Here is a 14,836-nt window from a genome sequence, read left to right on the forward strand (position 1 = left end):
GCCGGAGCGACCACACGGAGCTTCGCGTCCTGCCCGGGATTCGGTATCCTCTCGACTCCCCCCTCGGGAGGTGTCCGGGCGTATGAAGTTCGAAAAAGACGTCCTTCTGGCCGGCAAATTCCGCCTGGAGCGAGAGCTATCGCACGGCGGGATGGGCTCGATCTGGGTGGCGCAGCACGTCCAGCTCGGCACTTTCGTCGCGATCAAGTTCATGCGCGACTCGTTTTCGCGGCTGCCGGTGCTCCGGGCCCGCTTCGAGCGGGAGGCCCGCGCCGCCGCGCAGCTCAAGAGCCCTCATATCGTGCAGGTCCACGATTTCGGCTTCGAGGAGGACGACGAGGTGCCCTACCTCGTCATGGAGCTCCTGCAAGGCGAGGATCTCAGCAAGCGCCTCCAGCGGTGCGGCCGCCTCTCGCTCCCGGAGACGCTGCACATCGTCGCCCAGGCCGGGAAGGCGCTCCGCAGCGTCCACGAAGCGGGGTTCGTGCACCGCGACCTCAAGCCCGCCAACTTCTTCCTCGCGCGCGTCGACGGCGAGGACGGCGAGATCGTGAAGCTGCTCGACTTCGGGATCGCGAAGGACGTCTCGGCGGTGCTCGCGGCCGATATCTCGGCCACGGGCGAGGTGATGGGCTCGCCCAACTACATGAGCCCGGAGCAGTTCTATGGCGAGCGGGACGTGGACGCGCGCAGCGATCTCTGGTCGCTCGGGGTCATCGTGTTCAAGATGCTCACGGGGCAGCTGCCGTTCCCGGGCGACGCGATCGGGCGCGTGGTCACGAAGGTGATCCTCGGCACGGTGCCGTCGGCGCGCGAGCTCGCCCCCGATCTGCCGAGCGGCATCGACGCGTTCTTCGAGCGGGCGCTGGCGCGCGATCGGGACAAGCGGTTCCAGAACGTGCGCGACATGGTCAATGACCTCGCGCGCGTCGCGGGCGCGCCGCCGTTCTTCTCGCTCGTGGGGGAGACCTCGCCGGGCGCCGGGTGGTCATCGCGGGGCTCCGGCGGGGAGCCCGGGCTCGCCGAGCCCGGCACGCCGCCGGTGGCGCAGCTGACGACGATGCCCATCCAGCGGCGCTCGGACCCGAACGATGTCCGCGCCTCGACGCCGAACCCGCAATCGCTGCCGGGCACCTTGACCGGCGCGATCAACCTGTCGGCGCCGCACCCGGCGCGCGGTGCCATCGCGCGGGTCGCGGGGCGCGTCGCCGTCGGGGCGACGATCGTCGCCGTGGGGGGCGGCCTGTTCGTCGCCACGCTCAGGGGCGCATCGACCGACGGCGACCAGACCACGACCCAGGCGTCCGCGGCCGCCGCGGCGCTCGCGCCCGCCGCGCCGTCGAGCGGCGCGCCGGCCGGGCTCGCCGCGGTCCCCGCCATCGCGAGCGCTCCCGAGGCGCGCGCCGCGGCGACGCCCGCGGTGGTGCCGGCGCCGCTGCCGCTCGACCCGGGCGCGGGCGCGCCGGGCGCCGCCTCCCTGGTGCCGGCACAGGCATCCGCCGTCCCCTCCGCGGCGGCGGCGCCGAGCGCCGCGCCCGCGCGCCCCACGTCTCCGGCCACCGCTCGGACCGCGTCGACGGCGGCGCCGCGCAAGGCGCCGGCTCCTCGCAAGAAGTCCGGCGGGAGCAGGCCGGACTGGGGGCTCTAGCCGGGTGGCTCCGCGTCCCCAGAGAGCAGGAATGCGCTTCCGAGCGGCGGTGATGGGCACGTTTCTCCTTGTCACGCTCGCCGGCGCGGAGGCGTCCGCGCAGGCGCCGCCCCCGTCGGCGAAGGCGCGGCAGGCGGCCGTCGCGTACGCCAACCAGGGGTGGACGGCCTACCGGGCACACCGGTACCGGGACGCGCTCCAGGCCTTCCGCCGAGCCGAGGCCACGGTGCATGCGCCGACCTTCCTGATCATGGTCGCGCGCTCCTGCCACAAGCTCGGCCGCCTGACCGAGGCGCGCTCGGTCTACCAGGTCATCGTCGACGAACAGCTCCCGGCCGACGCCTCGCAGGCGTTCCGGCAGGCGCAGGCCGAGGCGAGGACGGAGCTCGAGGCCGTCTCGTCGCGCATCCCGACCGTGGAGATCACCGTGACGGGCGCGGGCTCGGGGGGCGCGCAGGTGGCGCTCGGCGGGCTCGACGTGCCCCTGTCGACGCCCGTCGCGCGCGATCCGGGAAGCCACACGCTCGCCGTGGCGGCGCCTGGACGGCGCGGGCTGACGAAGGAGATCGTCCTCAAGGAGGGGATGAGGACCAAGGTCGAGGTCGATCTCGCGGCCGGCAAGGTGCGGGTCGAGAGCGACAGGACCGGGCGCGAGTCGGGCGGCGAGCCGCTGGCGCTCGGCCCTGGGCAGGGTGCGGCCGACGGCAGCGCCCAGGAGGGCGGCGGGCCGCTCGGCCCTGGGCAGGGTGCGGCCGACGGCGGCGCCCAGGAGGGCGGCGACGCGGCGGATGGCCGCCCGGGCCCGCGCAGCACCGCGGTCGTGTTCACGGGGCTCGCCGCGACCGCCGTGGGGACGGGGCTGGGCGTCGCGTTCGTGTTCCTCTCGAACGGGAAGGCGAGCTCGCAGCAGCGCCTCCTGGAGCCGGCCTGCACGGACCCTGCGCGCTGCCCCGGGCTCGACCTGCGCCAGTACAACGAGCTGGGACACGCCAAGGCAGACCTCGCGAACGCGGCGGTCTGGAGCTTCCTGGCCGCGGGCGCGGCGGGGCTCGGCACGGCGGCGTACGTCCTCCTGACAGGGCAGCCCGACGCGCGGGACGCGACGGCGATCGGCCTTTCGGTGAGCCCCATGCCGGGCGGGCTCGTGATCAGCAAGCGCTGGTGAGGTTTCCGGAGAGAGGGATCGTCCCGATGGTGCGCATCGTATCTTGGACGTGGATGGGCCGGGCGCTCTCGACGATCGTCCCGCTGGCCGCGCTTACCGGGGGTAGCTGCGTCTTTTACAGCTACGAGGATGTCGTCCCCGGCACGGGCGGCGCAGGCGGAACGAGCGGAACGAGCGGCAGCGCCGGTGGCACCGTGGAGCCTTGTGGGCAAGGGGGCGGCGGCTGCGGCGGGGCGCCCCCGGAGGGTTGCGATGGGCCGGGGAGCCATATCTCGACCTGCCTTGTCGATGATGGCTTGCTCGCGCGGTACTTCCTCGACGCGTACGGCACGGATGGCAAGCTCGTCGACTCGGGACCGGAGCCGGGGCTCTCGCTCGACGTGGTGTCGGACGGAGAGACGCTCAACCTGGAAGGCGAGGCGGGGCGCGTGGGCATCCGCTGGAACAACCTCGGCGGCAACGCGCGCGTGGAGGCCGCGTTTTCTTCGACCGCCACGCCCCCGAGCAAGCTCCTCGTCTCGAAGGCGGCGCTCACGCTCGAGACCGTGGTGAGCGTGACGGCCGCCGCGGTCGAGGGCGTGCCGGCGCGCATCCTGTACCTCGGGACCGATACCGGAGAGTTCGGGAAATACTCGCTGAGCGCGGGCGACCCCGACGGGATGGGCAACCGAGAGCTGCTGTTCCACATCTACGCCGACTCCAAGACGCAGTTCGTGGGGCAGTGGTTCATTCCGCTCGAGGAGCTGGAGCAGCCGTGCGTCCTGCACCTCGTGCTGAACGCCGCCGAGGGGGTCGTCGATCTCTACGTGAACGGCGACGTGCGAACGAACGCGATCCCGGATCGGCCACCCGCCGACTTCGTCTTCACGTGGGCGGAGCCGACGTGGTATCTCGTGCTCGGAAACTCGCGGAAGGCCGGGCGCTCTCTTCGCGGCTCGATCCAGTATGCCGCGCTGTACGGCGAGCCGTTGACCCCCGAGCAGGTGAAGGCCAACGCCGCGACGCTGGCGAAGAGCGACGATGGCCCCGGGATGTGAGCTAGTGCGCGCCGCGCCCGCTCCGGGTTCGCGCCGGCGCCCGCGCCCCCTCGTGGCCGGAGAGCGCATAGGTCACCCCGCGCTCCAGCGTCCCCCGCGTCACGATCCCCCCCAGATCGGCCCCTAGCTGCACGAGCGCCTGCGCCACGCTCGGCCGGATCCCGGTGAGCACCACCTCGGCCCCGAGCAGCCGCGCGCTCCGCGCCGCCCGGATCAGCGCGTCCGTCACCTCCGGCCCCGCCTGCGGCACCCCCGTCACGTCGAGGATGGTGATCCGGGCGTGCTGGCGGGAGATCCCGTCCAGCAGCGTCTCGGTGAACTGCGCGCCCCGCTCGCGGGTCAGCTCGCCGACCAGCGGCGCCACCAGCACCCCGTCCGCGATGGGCAGCAGCGGCGTCGAGATCGCCCGTATCGTCTCCTGCTGCACGAGCAGCATCTTCTCTTGCAGCTGCCGGGTCCTCGCCTCGGCCCGCACCCGCTCGGTGATGTCCACCGCGATTGCCCCGCATCCAGAGACCCTGCCCTCCTCGTCGCGGAGCGCGAACCTGGTGCTCATGTACACGTGCGTCCCGTCGGCCAGCTCCATCTCGTCCTCGGAGGTGATGGGCTCGGACGACGCCATCGCCGCCCGGTCCTGCGTCACGAACCGGTCGGCGATCTCCGCGGGGAACAGGTCGTGCTGGGTCTTTCCCATCAGCTCCTCGCGCGGCTTGCCGAGGAGCGCCTCGACCGGCGGGTTCAGCAGCGTGTGGCGGCCCTCGCTGTCCCGCGCGAACATGAGCATCGGCGCGTTCTGAATGAAGGCCTCCAGCAGCGCGGCGCCCCGGCGCCTCTGCGCCTCGGACTCCACGCGCGCGGTGACGTCGATGCTCACCACCGCCACGAAGCGGTTCCCGCTCGCGTCCTCGAACGCAACGTAGCTCGGCTCGGTCCAGAGCCGACGCCGCTCCTTGTAAAGCTCGCCCGGCTCGGTGTCGTACGGGACTGGGGGCAGCGTGACCACCTCCCCGGCGAGCGCTCGGCGGAAGGCCTCGGCGTGGCCGGTTTTCACCGCCTGCGGATCCTCGAGAGCGTTGTACTTGCCGATGATCTGCTCGGGCCTGATGCGCCACCGCGCGCAGTCGGCCCGGTTGATGGCGACGAGGAGCCCGTCCGCGCGATGCACCACCAGCGGTATGGTCACCGCCTCGAAGAGCGCGCGGTAAGGCACGCTGTCCGCGAGCTCGCGCTGCGCGTCGCGCGGCGCCGCGCCCGAGCCGAGCCTTCGCTCCAGCTCCTCCACGCGAGCCCGGAGCCGCGCGTTCTCTGCATTGATTCGCTCGTCGCTCTGCCGGTCCATCTCCATCGTTCCCCCTGAGCCCTGCGCGCCGCTCTCCGCCCGCGGCCGTCCCGGAGTCTTCTGCGCTGAAATGGTGCACCATCAGGCTGGCCCCGTGAAGTACTGAATCGGCCGGGGCTGGCTCGTTCTCTCGGGCTGGCGCGTCGACAGCGGTACTCCCACGCACGACCGACTCGCCCTCATCGCAGCCCCGCGCACCACCGACCGGGACCTGCCCTTCGCGCTCGCCGCCTCGTACATGGGAGCATCTCGGAGGTGCTATCGACACGGCGAAAGACACATCCGATCCGGACGGACGCCGCTTCGTGTTTGCGTGGCTCCTGTTCCCGGAGAATGTCCTGTCGACCAGGGGCAGGTTCCGCGGCTCGGGCTCGCCGTCCGTGGCTAGGGAAGAAAGACGGTGATCACACGGGTGGTCGACTCCGGGATGCCGGTGAGGTTGTTGACGCAGCTCGGGTAGTACATGCCGTTCGTGTTGAGCTGCTGGCAGTAGGCGGTGCACGACCCGCGGATGCTGAGCATCCCGCCGACCAAAAACGCCAGCAAAAGCGATGCGACATCAGCGATGCTGATCCGGTACATCGTCGTTCCCCCCCCGGGGTTCGTCCCTTCGTGCCCTCGTCGAAGGTCACATGGGGTGTGCCGATGACTAGAACACCGATTACGTCGAAACCCGGAGAATTTTCACAGGGAGGCGGGGAGTCGGGGAGGAAGAAGAAAAATGAGTTTCTCCCTCTTGCCGTCTCTCGCTCCCCGCCTCCCCGTCTCCCTGTGGAATTCCTGCTTTTCTTATGGTTTCAGCCCGTTGGTCGCTCTAGTCATCATGTCCAGTGCTCGACTGGCGATCGGTGATCGAGCTGCTCGGGGCTGCGAGCCGGCTCACCCGGGGCCGATCTCGCCGTCGCCGCGCGGGCCCTGCGCCGGAGGCGGCGAGGTCGGTTCCGGGGAAGGCTGCGCGCCCTGCACCGGCGGCGCGCCGCTCGGGTAAGCGTGCATCGGGCCCGCCTGGAAGGGCGGACGGAAGCTGGCTGTCGTGCGCCGCTGCCGCCGGACGATCGCGCGAAGGGCGTAGTAGAGCGCCCCGAAGAACGCCGCCAGGAGCAGCAACGTGGGGCCGATCGAGGCGGCGAGGACCGCGGTTTTCACGGCGACGACCCCCGCGTTCTCGATTCCCTCGCTGGCCGCGCGGGCGATCTTGCCGCCGGCGCCCAACGTCTGCTCCTCGCCGCGCGCCGTGATCGACATCTTCACGGTCGCATAGGCGATCTGCCCCTCCAGCAATCGTTCCTGCGCCTCGATCTGCTCGATCGTCTCACGCACGCTCCCGAGCTGCTTCTCGACGGCGACCACGTCCGCGAGGCTCCCCGTCCTGTCGGAGAGCAGGTCGAGCAGCCGCTTCTCCTGGGCGCGGGCGTTCCGCAGCCGTGCGCCGATGTCCGCGCGCTGCTCGGTCACGTCCTCGGCCTTCTCCGCGTCGTCGACCACCTCGCCGACCGACGCCACCGCGGCGCGGAACGCGCCGACCTTCGCCGAGGGGACCCGCGCCTCGAGCGACGCGCTCCGGTGCGGGCCGCCGTGCACCCGGGCCTCGCTCACGTAGCCGCCGTGCTCCTCGACCGCGGTCCGCAGCCGCTGCATCGCCGGCTCGAAGGCGTCGACGAGGATCGCGGTCTCGACGGTGATCCGCATCGCCCGCCCGGCGAGCGGCGCCGACGCGGGTGATGGCCCCGGCGCTCGCTGATCCAGCGCCGCGGCCTGCGCGGGCGGGGCCGACCCGGAATGGTCCCCTCTGGCGCAGGCGCTCGTCAGCGTCACCGCCAGGAGCAGCACGGCAGGCAGCCTCATGCAGGAGCGCATGCGGTGACCATAGCGGTTCGAGCGAACGCCCGCGAGCCCACCTCGGGTGAGGACGCGGGCGCGCCGTGCAGCGCGCCCTCGCCGGCGCTGTCCTGACAGGCGCTCAGTCGCCCCGACCGCCCGGCCCGCGCCCGCGGCCGGGCCCCGGCCCGAACGGCGGCGGGCCCGGGCGCCGCCGCCGCTCGGCCTCGAGCTCCTCGTAGCGGGTGAGCTGCTCGGGCGTGAGCACGCCCTTCACGCGCGCGTCGGTGCGATCGCGGAGGGCGTCGAGCGCGGGGCGGCACTCGGAGAGGAGCCTGTCCCGCTCGGCCTCGGCCTCGGCGAGGGTCGCCCTGAGCTCGCGCACCTGGCGGTCGGTGAGGTCGAGGTGGCGGCGCATCGCCTTGAGGCGGAACTGGGCGCGCGCCTCGGTCGGAGGGCCCCGGAAGGTGGCCTCGAGGTCGCGCAACGCCGTGACGCGGCCGATGGCCGCGCCGGCGACGCCGCCGAAGAGGAAGACCGCGGCGAGCACGGCCAGCGGCTTCCAGCGGGCGAGGGCGGGCGGGGACGCGGTGCGCTCTGTCATTCGCTCGCCTCGAGGGCCTCCACGGAGGCCATGATCGCGCTGTCGACGTCGCGCTGCGTCTGCAGGAAGAAGAGGACGCTCGCGGCCGCCGCGAGGGCGGTCACGACGAGGGCGGGGCGACCCGAGCGGACGATGCCGTCGGCGATCGCGGGCCGCGCGGGCACGGCAGAGGCCGTCGCGGCGCGGACCATGGCGTCGGTGAAGCCGGCGTCCGGCTCGAGGCCGTCGGTCGCGGCCGCGAGGCGCGCGAGCGGATCGCTGGCCGTCGCAGCGCGCAGCACGGCCGCCGTGAAGCGGTCGTCGGCGTCGATGCGAGCGGTCGCGGCCGCGAGGCGCGCGAGGTCCCGATCGGGTCCGGTCCGGTCGTCGTCGCGGTCAGACATGCGGCGCCTCCTTCTCGATCTGCCGGGCGCGGAGCGCGGCGCGGGCGCGCACCAGGCGTTGCTCGACGGCGCCCTCGGAGCAGCCGAGCGCCGCCGCGGCCTCCTTCGCGGGCAGGCCCTCGACGGCGACGAGGACGAGCGCGGCGCGCTCCTGGGGCGGGAGCGCGGCGAGCAGGGCGTCGAGCTCGCGCAGCGCGACGCGCGCCTCGGCGGAGACGAGGCCGTCGAAGCGCGGCTCGGTCGACGCCTCGCGCGGGGTGTCGCGGCGGCGCCGGAGGGCGTCGAGGCAGGCGTTCGTCACGATGCGGTACAGCCAGGTCTCCACCTTCGATCTCCCGTCGTAGCGCCCCTCGCGCAGGGCGCGGTAGGCATCGACGAACGCCTCCTGAAGGGCGTCCTCGGCCTCCGCGAGGTCGCCGACCAGGCGCGCGGCCAGGCGGTACATCGGCGCGCGCGTGTGCTCGACGATCTGCCGGAAGGCCGCATCATCGCCCCTGGCGACGCGCGCTGCGACGAGCCTGAGGTCGACGATCACGTTCCCCCGCGATTCTGCGCCCATGGCACCGCGCGCGCTACCGGGACGGGCGCTCAGCGGCGCTCGGGGCCGCGCCCGCCGGGCCCGAAGCCGCGCTCGAAGCCGGGCCCGCCAGGCCCGGGGCCGCGCATGCCGTGCCCGGGGCCGTGCTCGCGGCCGTGCCTGCCAGGCCCGGGGCCGCGCTCGCCGCGCTCGGGCCTGACCGCGGCCGGCCCCTTCTCGATGCGCTCGGCGAGCGCATTGCGCTGCGCCTCGTCGAGGATCGGGACGATCGCGGCCAGCGCGCCGACCATGCGGTCCAGGTGCGCCGCAGGGCCCATCTTCTCGCCCGCCGGCGGCCGCGGCAGGAACGCGTTCGCGTCGAAGCGATCCGCGGCGAACGTCTCGAGCCGCGCGCGCATCTCGGCGCGCCTCGCCGCGTGATCTTCCTTCCGCCCGACCCGGTCGGCGTCGCCCGGGCGCGCGGCCTCGAGGGCCTTGTCGATCTGCGCGCGCTGCTCGTCGCGCAGATCGAGGCCGGCGAGGAGGTAACCCAGCGGACCGCCGCGCATCCCGGGGCCGCCCATGCCGCCGCGGTGGTGCTCGCCGCCGCGCGGGCCGCGGTGGTGCTCGCCGCCGCGCGGGCCGTGGTGGTGCTCGCCGCCGCGCGGGCCGCGCTTTCCTCGCTCGTCCATCTTCGCGGCGATCCCGTCGACGAGCTGCCTGCGCTGCTCCTTCGTGAGCGTGGCGTGCAGGGTGCTCAGCGCCCCGGCGACGCGGGCGCGGCGCTCCTCGGCCGCGCGGCCGGCGTCGGGGAGCTTCGCCTCGATCGCCGCCCGATCGATCTTGCCGGCGCGCACGCCCTCGGCGAGCGCCGCGAAGACGGCCCCGTCCTTCGGGCGCTCCTTCGCGCCGTCGCGCAGCCCCTCGAGGGCGCCCTCGATCGTCGCTTCCTGCGCGTCCGAGAGGTCGAGTTCGTGGAGCGCCGCGCGAAGGAGGTGCTCGGGGCCGCGCGGCCCGCCGCGATGGCCGCCGAAGCCCTCCCGGGGACCGCCCGCCCCGCGCGGGCCCTTGGCGAGCGCCGCCTCGGCGGCCTCGTCGCTCGGGGACGTGTCGCCCTGCCCCGTCTCCGCCGTGCAACCGGCCGCGCCGACGAGCGCGCCGACGAGCGGCAATATCCCACCAAGCCTCCACCAACGAGACTGCGTCATGGACTCTTCTCCTGCGTCGCCCGCGTCGTGCCGAGCGGGTCGTTCATCCCTGTGACGCCGGCGGGGAGGGGGGCCCTACGAGGGCGAGCTACTTTTTCCGGAGGCAAGCTCCGCGGGGAGCCGGGAGAGGCCAACGCGGGCTGGATCGGGCCCGGCTTACCGGACGCTGGCGATCAGGTGGGTGCGCGTCCCCTGCGGTGTGGCGACCTCGGCCTCGTCGCCCTCCGACAGGCCCAGCAGAGACGCGCCGAGGGGGCTCGTCGTGGCGAGGGTCTGCAGCTCGACCCCCTGGAACTGGATGCGCTCGCCGCCCGCGGCCGGCAGGAGGAAGTAGAGCGCGCGCCGCTTTCCGCTCTCCAGCTCCACCAGCGCCGAGCTCTCGATGCCCGCGCCAGGGCCGAAGTCGCGCACCGTGACGGCGCCCAGCCTGGCGAGCGCCTGCTCGATCTGGAGCACGCGCTCGCTGTGACCTCGCGCCACGTAGGACGCCTCGGTGGCGCGCATGTCCTTGTCGCCCTCGGCGCGGTTCTCCTCGTGCGTCACGGCGCTCGCGGCGTCGCGCGCCCGCTCGGTGGAGCGCTCGAGCTCACGGGCGAGCTGGTCCTTCAGGGCCGCGAGCAATGCGCGTTTGTCGATGGCCGGTGGCATAGACACGCACATCTTACCAGACGGGATCGCGGCGGTCACTCCACGGTCGTCAGGCGCCGCGCGGCGCGGAGGACAGCCGAGGGGCGCAGCCGTCCTCGGCGCCGCCCGGCGCGAGTCCGTCTCCGCCGGTCGCAGAGGAGGAAACGGGAGGCGGCCCGGCTCCTCCGGGAACGCCGCGCGCCGCGCGCCTGCCCGCCGGCGAGCGGCGCCGAGCGCACACCTGCGCTGATGGCAGCTCTGTGATGGATGCCTCTCGCACAGAGTCGCAGCTCATGGCGCCTTTTCGGGGCGAGATCTCCCCGCTCCTTGCAGATATGCAATCCATGCGCGTCGCGCGCGGCGGACTGCCGGCGCGCTTATCGTTCGTGTGAATCGAATGTTTCAAGACGGTGACTTGGAAGCACGAAGACGCTCGAAGACGCTCGAAGACGCTCGAAGACGCCCTACGGCGGCGAGCGGGAGAACCGCTCAGGAATCGTTCAGGAATCTCTTTGCCGGGATAGGGTGAGTAGTGTAGATTCCTAATCTGCTGCGCCGCTGCTCCGGGCTGGAACGCATCGACACGAGAGCATGGGTGTCGTGCGGCGCCACCGCACAGCCTGGAGCGCGCGGGCCGAGCGCGCGCGACATGACGCGAGGCGTCCTGCCGCCGCTCGCCCGGGCTGCGTCCAGATCACTGCACCAGCACACAAGAGGAGAATCGTGAGCCTGTATGCCCAGGAGCGGCTGCGCGTGCTCGTCGTCGACGACGAGCGGAGGATGCTGGACAGCATCGCGGCCATCCTCGACGACGACGTCGAGGTCGAGACCTGCACGTCCGCCCACCGGGCCCTCGAGCTGCTGCAGACAGGCCAGTTCCACGTGGTCTGCTCCGACTACAAGATGCCCGGGATGAACGGAGACGAGCTCCTCAAGCGGGTCGCCGGCCTGCCGTTCTACACGAGCTGCCTGCTGATCACCGGCGACGAGGAGTACATCCGCTCCGGCGAGGCGGGCCGCCACTACGTCATCCTCAAGCCGTTCGAGCCCGCCCGGGTCACCCGGATCGTCCTGGAGCTCGCGCGCCTCGCCCGCGCGCGGCGGTCCGCGGACGCCGGCGCGGGCGCCGCCTCGGCGCGCGAGGCCGCCGCGCCCGCCTCGAAGACGAGGAGGGCCGCGCCGTCGCTCAGGCCGCGGGAGGCCCAGGACGCGCCGGCGTCCTCGCAGCGCGAGCGGGTGAGCTCGTACCCGCCCCCGTCCTCCCGCGCGGCGTCGAGCTACCTGGACACGGTGCGGCTCGGAGACGCCGGGCTCCCGGCCCGGACCCTCAAGTGATCGACCGCGGCGGCGAACGCGGCACCCGAGGAGGCCATCCCCCACGATGACGAGCCGAGATCCGCTCGGCGCGGTGGAGCAGACCGCGACGGCCGAGGAGATCGTGGCCGCGCTGCGCCACGATCTGCGCAACTGCTTCGGGACGATCCGCAATGCGGCGTTCTTCATCCGGCGCAAGGTCGCCCGGGAGCAGGCCTTTCGGGACGACCCGCGGGTGGCGCAGTTCCTCGACGTCATCGACGAGGAGGCGATCGCGGCGAGTGCGCTCGTCGACGGCGCCGTCGACGCGAACCCGAGCCTCAGGCGGCGGCCGGTGAGCGCGAGCGCCCGCGAGTGCGTCCTCACGGCGGCGGCCTGCGCGCGCATCGCCGAGCCGGCGATCCGCGTCGACGTCGACGCGGCGGAGGGCGTTGTCGAGCTCGATCCGGCCGAGCTCGCGCTGGCGATCCGGTGCCTCGTCGAGAACGCGGCGGAGTCGATGCCCGGGGGCGGGGTGGTCACGCTGCGCGGGAGCGTGGTGGGCGCGCGTTACCGCATCGAGGTCGGCGACGCGGGGACGGGCGTGCCCGAGGAGGAGCGGGAGGCGATCACGCGCCCGTTCTACACCACCAAGCCGGGCCGCCTCGGGCTCGGGCTCAACATCGCCGGGCGCGTGGCGCGCCGCTATTTCGGGGCGCTCACCCTGGGCCGCGGCGCGCCCTCGGGCACGGTGGCCTGCATCGAGCTGCCCCTCGCTCTGGCGCCCGAGCCGCCCGGCGCGGGCGCCGAGGAGCGGCTGTGACGGCGCGCGCGGCCGAGGCGCCGCGATGAGCATCCGGGCCGCCCTCTCGCTGATCTTCGCCGTGGCGGCGGCCGTCGTGCTGCTCGCGACCGGCGCGCTCTACGTCACGTCCGCCAGCATGACGCGGCTCCAGCGGCGCGCCGAGCTGTCCTACGAGGACCTCACCCGCCACGTCACGCTCGCCAACCACGCCGGCCGCTACATGCGGGAAGCCGCGGAGATCTCCCTCGGCGGCGGCGACACCGAGGAGCTCCACCACCTGGCCGGGCTCGTCGCGCGGGACCTGGCCGCGGCGGAGGCGATCGAGCGGGCGCGGAGGCCGTTCGAGCGAGCGCGGGAGCCGCTCGAGCGGGCGTGGGAGCCGCTCGAGCGGGCGCTGATCGAGGGCGAGCGCGCCCCCGAGGCGCTGCGCGAGGCGCAGGAGGGCGACGAGCGCCTGCGCCGGATGCGCGCGAGCTTCGCGGCGATCGGCGGGGGCGTCGACCACGTGTCCCGCATGGCGAGCGCCGGGGATCCGGCGGCCTACCGGAGGTTCGTGGAGCGCCCCGAGGCCGAGTACGAGGAGGGGTTCGTGCCCCAGATCGACGCGGCCATCGCCGACGCGCGGCGCGACGTCGCGCGGAACGCGGAGGAGGCGGGCCGCGCGGGCGCCAGGATCAGGATCGCGAGCATCGCCCTGATGACGGCGGCGCTCGTGCTCCTCGTCGTCCTCCTCGGCGGGCTCCTGCGCTCGATGGCGCGCGGGTTCGGCGCGCTCGCGGAGTGCTCGCGGCGCATCGCCGGAGGCGACCTCGACTACCCGCTGCCCGACCTGGGAAGACACGAGTTCGGGCGCATGGGCACGGCGCTCCGCCACATGGCCGAGAGCCTGCGCGAGGCCCAGGCGTCGAGCGTGCGCGTCGAGCGGCTCGCGGCGATAGGGCAGCTCGCGGCGAGCGTCGGGCACGAGCTGCGCAACCCGCTCGGCGCCATCCGGAACGCGACGCACTACCTCAAGAAGCGCCTCGCCGGGACCGAGGTCGGCGCGGAGCCGCGCGTCGCCCAGCTCCTCGGTCTGATGGAGAAGGAGCTGCTCTCGTGCAACCGGATCATCGGTGATCTCCTGGACTTCGCGCGTGAGCGCAGGCTCCGCCGCACCGCCTGCCCGCTCGCGCCCCTCGTGGACGACGCCATGTCGGTCGTCGAGCCGCCCGCGCACGTGCGCCTGGAGAACCTCGTGCCGGCGGCGCTGCCGGTGCCGAGCCTCGACAAGGACCAGTTCCGGCAGGTGCTCGTGAACCTGATCCAGAACGCGGCCGAGGCGATACCGGTCGAACGCGAAGGGTGGGTGCGTGTGGTCGGACGTGTATGCGACGAGGCCGTGAGCCTCGAGGTGGCCGACAACGGGGAGGGGATCGAGGAGGAGCACCTCGCGAAGATCTTCGAGCCGCTCTTCAGCACGAAGCTGAAGGGGACGGGCCTCGGGCTCGCCATCACCGCCGGGATAGTCCGCCTGCACGGCGGCACGATCGCGGTGGAGAGCGCGCCCGGCGCGGGGACGACGTTCACCATCCGGTTACCGCGCGCCGCGGCGCCGGAGGTACACTCCTCCGTGCAGCCCGCGTGACAGCGGAGGGAGACGGCCGTCGATGCAAGGGACCGGACCGGTGCTCGTGGTGGACGACGAGGAGGGGATGCGCGCCACGCTCGCCGCGAACCTCGAGCTCGAGGGGTACGAGGTCGTCGAGGCGCGGGACGGGGCGCACGCGCTCGAGCTCGTGAGGCAGCGGCGCTTCGCGCTCGTGCTGACCGACGTGAGGATGCCCGGCCTCGACGGCGTCGCGACGTTCCGGGAGATCAAGCGGCTCCAGCCGGAGCTCACGGTGGTGCTGATGACCGGCTTCGCGCGCGAGCAGCTCATCGAGCAGGGCATCGGCGAGGGCGTCTATGCGGTCATCTACAAGCCCTTCTCGATGGAGCACCTCATGCGGATCATCGCGCGGGCCCTCTCGTCGCGCGGCGTGCTCGTGGTGGACGATCTCCCCGCGGTCGCGGAGTCGATCGTGGCGGGGCTCACGGCGGCCGGGCTGCGCGCCGAGGCCGCGTACGACGGGCACACGGCCATCCAGCGCGCGCGGGATGCGGCGGTCGACGTGTGCGTGCTCGACCTCCGGATGCCGTCCCTGGACGGCGTGAGGACCCACGAGCAGATCCGGCGGTTGAGCCGCGGGATCACGGTGATCGCGATGACCGGCCACGCGACGCCGGAGATGATCCACGCGTTCACGAGCCAGGGCGGGTACGCCTGCCTCCACAAACCGTTCGAGGTGCGCGAGCTGATGCACACGATCGCGCGCGCCAGGAGCGACCCGGGGACGTGCTGAGGGCCGCGGGA

General features: G+C 73.3%; 15 protein-coding genes. 7 read left to right on the plus strand and 8 right to left on the minus strand.

Translation table 11 applies throughout. The features are described from left to right. Positions 1–82: 82 nt before the first annotated feature. From WMF34_RS44840 to WMF34_RS44850, 3 genes are read left to right on the plus strand one after another with little or no spacing between them, the layout of a single operon-like run. A complete protein-coding gene (locus WMF34_RS44840; RefSeq protein WP_437991655.1) occupies positions 83–1,648 on the plus strand; it encodes a serine/threonine-protein kinase in 1,566 nt (521 codons plus the stop codon). A 31-nt stretch (positions 1,649–1,679) separates the two neighbouring features. Next, positions 1,680–2,813 carry a tetratricopeptide repeat protein gene (locus WMF34_RS44845; protein WP_437991656.1) on the plus strand — a complete coding sequence of 378 codons (1,134 nt, stop codon included), beginning with the start codon at positions 1,680–1,682 and terminating at the stop codon, positions 2,811–2,813. 26 nt (positions 2,814–2,839) lie between these two features. Beyond that, positions 2,840–3,850, plus strand: a complete 1,011-nt coding sequence (locus tag WMF34_RS44850) for a hypothetical protein (protein WP_437991657.1) — start codon at positions 2,840–2,842, stop codon at positions 3,848–3,850. Position 3,851: 1 nt separating this feature from the next. Here WMF34_RS44850 and WMF34_RS44855 read toward each other — a convergent pair whose 3' ends face one another. From WMF34_RS44855 to WMF34_RS44890, 8 genes are all read right to left on the minus strand, one after another. Next, entirely contained in the window at positions 3,852–5,189 is a 1,338-nt protein-coding gene (locus WMF34_RS44855; RefSeq protein ID WP_049876555.1) for a PAS domain-containing protein, read from the minus strand. Between the two features lie 384 nt (positions 5,190–5,573). Further along, positions 5,574–5,711, minus strand: coding sequence for a hypothetical protein (locus tag WMF34_RS44860; protein WP_437991658.1), 138 nt, complete (start codon positions 5,709–5,711; stop codon positions 5,574–5,576). A 357-nt stretch (positions 5,712–6,068) separates the two neighbouring features. Continuing rightward, on the minus strand, positions 6,069–7,034 hold the full coding sequence (locus WMF34_RS44865) for a DUF4349 domain-containing protein (RefSeq protein WP_437991659.1): 966 nt from the start codon (positions 7,032–7,034) through the stop codon (positions 6,069–6,071). Positions 7,035–7,149: 115 nt separating this feature from the next. Further along, on the minus strand, positions 7,150–7,611 hold the full coding sequence (locus tag WMF34_RS44870; RefSeq protein ID WP_012241402.1) for a hypothetical protein: 462 nt from the start codon (positions 7,609–7,611) through the stop codon (positions 7,150–7,152). Further along, complete coding sequence (locus WMF34_RS44875) at positions 7,608–7,994, minus strand: hypothetical protein (RefSeq protein WP_437991660.1); 387 nt, start codon at positions 7,992–7,994, stop codon at positions 7,608–7,610. Before WMF34_RS44875 ends, WMF34_RS44870 begins: the two co-directional genes overlap by 4 nt. Then, positions 7,987–8,529: an RNA polymerase sigma factor gene (locus tag WMF34_RS44880; RefSeq protein ID WP_012241404.1), complete on the minus strand. Its 543-nt coding sequence runs from the start codon at positions 8,527–8,529 to the stop codon at positions 7,987–7,989. Before WMF34_RS44880 ends, WMF34_RS44875 begins: the two co-directional genes overlap by 8 nt. A 53-nt stretch (positions 8,530–8,582) precedes the next feature. Continuing rightward, positions 8,583–9,719, minus strand: a complete 1,137-nt coding sequence (locus WMF34_RS44885; RefSeq protein ID WP_437991661.1) for a Spy/CpxP family protein refolding chaperone — start codon at positions 9,717–9,719, stop codon at positions 8,583–8,585. Between the two features lie 156 nt (positions 9,720–9,875). Next, positions 9,876–10,379: a GreA/GreB family elongation factor gene (locus WMF34_RS44890; RefSeq protein WP_437555635.1), complete on the minus strand. Its 504-nt coding sequence runs from the start codon at positions 10,377–10,379 to the stop codon at positions 9,876–9,878. 690 nt (positions 10,380–11,069) lie between these two features. On the opposite strand from WMF34_RS44890, the gene WMF34_RS44895 reads away from it, so the two are divergent. The 4 genes from WMF34_RS44895 to WMF34_RS44910 are packed head-to-tail and all read left to right on the plus strand — an operon-like array spanning position 11,070 to position 14,825. Beyond that, positions 11,070–11,681, plus strand: a complete 612-nt coding sequence (locus WMF34_RS44895; protein WP_012241407.1) for a response regulator transcription factor — start codon at positions 11,070–11,072, stop codon at positions 11,679–11,681. Positions 11,682–11,727: 46 nt separating this feature from the next. After that, positions 11,728–12,462 carry a sensor histidine kinase gene (locus WMF34_RS44900; protein WP_437991662.1) on the plus strand — a complete coding sequence of 245 codons (735 nt, stop codon included), beginning with the start codon at positions 11,728–11,730 and terminating at the stop codon, positions 12,460–12,462. A 25-nt stretch (positions 12,463–12,487) separates the two neighbouring features. After that, on the plus strand, positions 12,488–14,068 hold the full coding sequence (locus WMF34_RS44905) for a sensor histidine kinase (protein ID WP_437991663.1): 1,581 nt from the start codon (positions 12,488–12,490) through the stop codon (positions 14,066–14,068). A gap of 22 nt (positions 14,069–14,090) precedes the next feature. After that, on the plus strand, positions 14,091–14,825 hold the full coding sequence (locus tag WMF34_RS44910; RefSeq protein WP_012241410.1) for a response regulator: 735 nt from the start codon (positions 14,091–14,093) through the stop codon (positions 14,823–14,825). Positions 14,826–14,836: the final 11 nt, after the last annotated feature.

Source organism: Sorangium sp. So ce145 (assembly GCF_051525985.1).
In the GTDB taxonomy this organism is placed as follows: domain Bacteria; phylum Myxococcota_A; class Polyangia; order Polyangiales; family Polyangiaceae; genus Sorangium; species Sorangium cellulosum_B.

Bases quoted from the DNA above. Each gene is read 5' to 3' on its own strand.
- WMF34_RS44885 (WP_437991661.1), bottom strand. From the start codon at position 9,719: ATGACGCAGTCTCGTTGGTGGAGGCTTGGTGGGATATTGCCGCTCGTC.
- WMF34_RS44910 (WP_012241410.1), top strand. From the start codon at position 14,091: ATGCAAGGGACCGGACCGGTGCTCGTGGTGGACGACGAGGAGGGGATG.
- WMF34_RS44845 (WP_437991656.1), top strand. From the start codon at position 1,680: ATGCGCTTCCGAGCGGCGGTGATGGGCACGTTTCTCCTTGTCACGCTC.
- WMF34_RS44860 (WP_437991658.1), bottom strand. From the start codon at position 5,711: ATGCTCAGCATCCGCGGGTCGTGCACCGCCTACTGCCAGCAGCTCAAC.
- WMF34_RS44890 (WP_437555635.1), bottom strand. From the start codon at position 10,379: ATGTGCGTGTCTATGCCACCGGCCATCGACAAACGCGCATTGCTCGCG.
- WMF34_RS44875 (WP_437991660.1), bottom strand. From the start codon at position 7,994: ATGTCTGACCGCGACGACGACCGGACCGGACCCGATCGGGACCTCGCG.
- WMF34_RS44905 (WP_437991663.1), top strand. From the start codon at position 12,488: ATGAGCATCCGGGCCGCCCTCTCGCTGATCTTCGCCGTGGCGGCGGCC.
- WMF34_RS44840 (WP_437991655.1), top strand. From the start codon at position 83: ATGAAGTTCGAAAAAGACGTCCTTCTGGCCGGCAAATTCCGCCTGGAG.
- WMF34_RS44865 (WP_437991659.1), bottom strand. From the start codon at position 7,034: ATGAGGCTGCCTGCCGTGCTGCTCCTGGCGGTGACGCTGACGAGCGCC.
- WMF34_RS44900 (WP_437991662.1), top strand. From the start codon at position 11,728: ATGACGAGCCGAGATCCGCTCGGCGCGGTGGAGCAGACCGCGACGGCC.
- WMF34_RS44850 (WP_437991657.1), top strand. From the start codon at position 2,840: ATGGTGCGCATCGTATCTTGGACGTGGATGGGCCGGGCGCTCTCGACG.
- WMF34_RS44855 (WP_049876555.1), bottom strand. From the start codon at position 5,189: ATGGACCGGCAGAGCGACGAGCGAATCAATGCAGAGAACGCGCGGCTC.
- WMF34_RS44870 (WP_012241402.1), bottom strand. From the start codon at position 7,611: ATGACAGAGCGCACCGCGTCCCCGCCCGCCCTCGCCCGCTGGAAGCCG.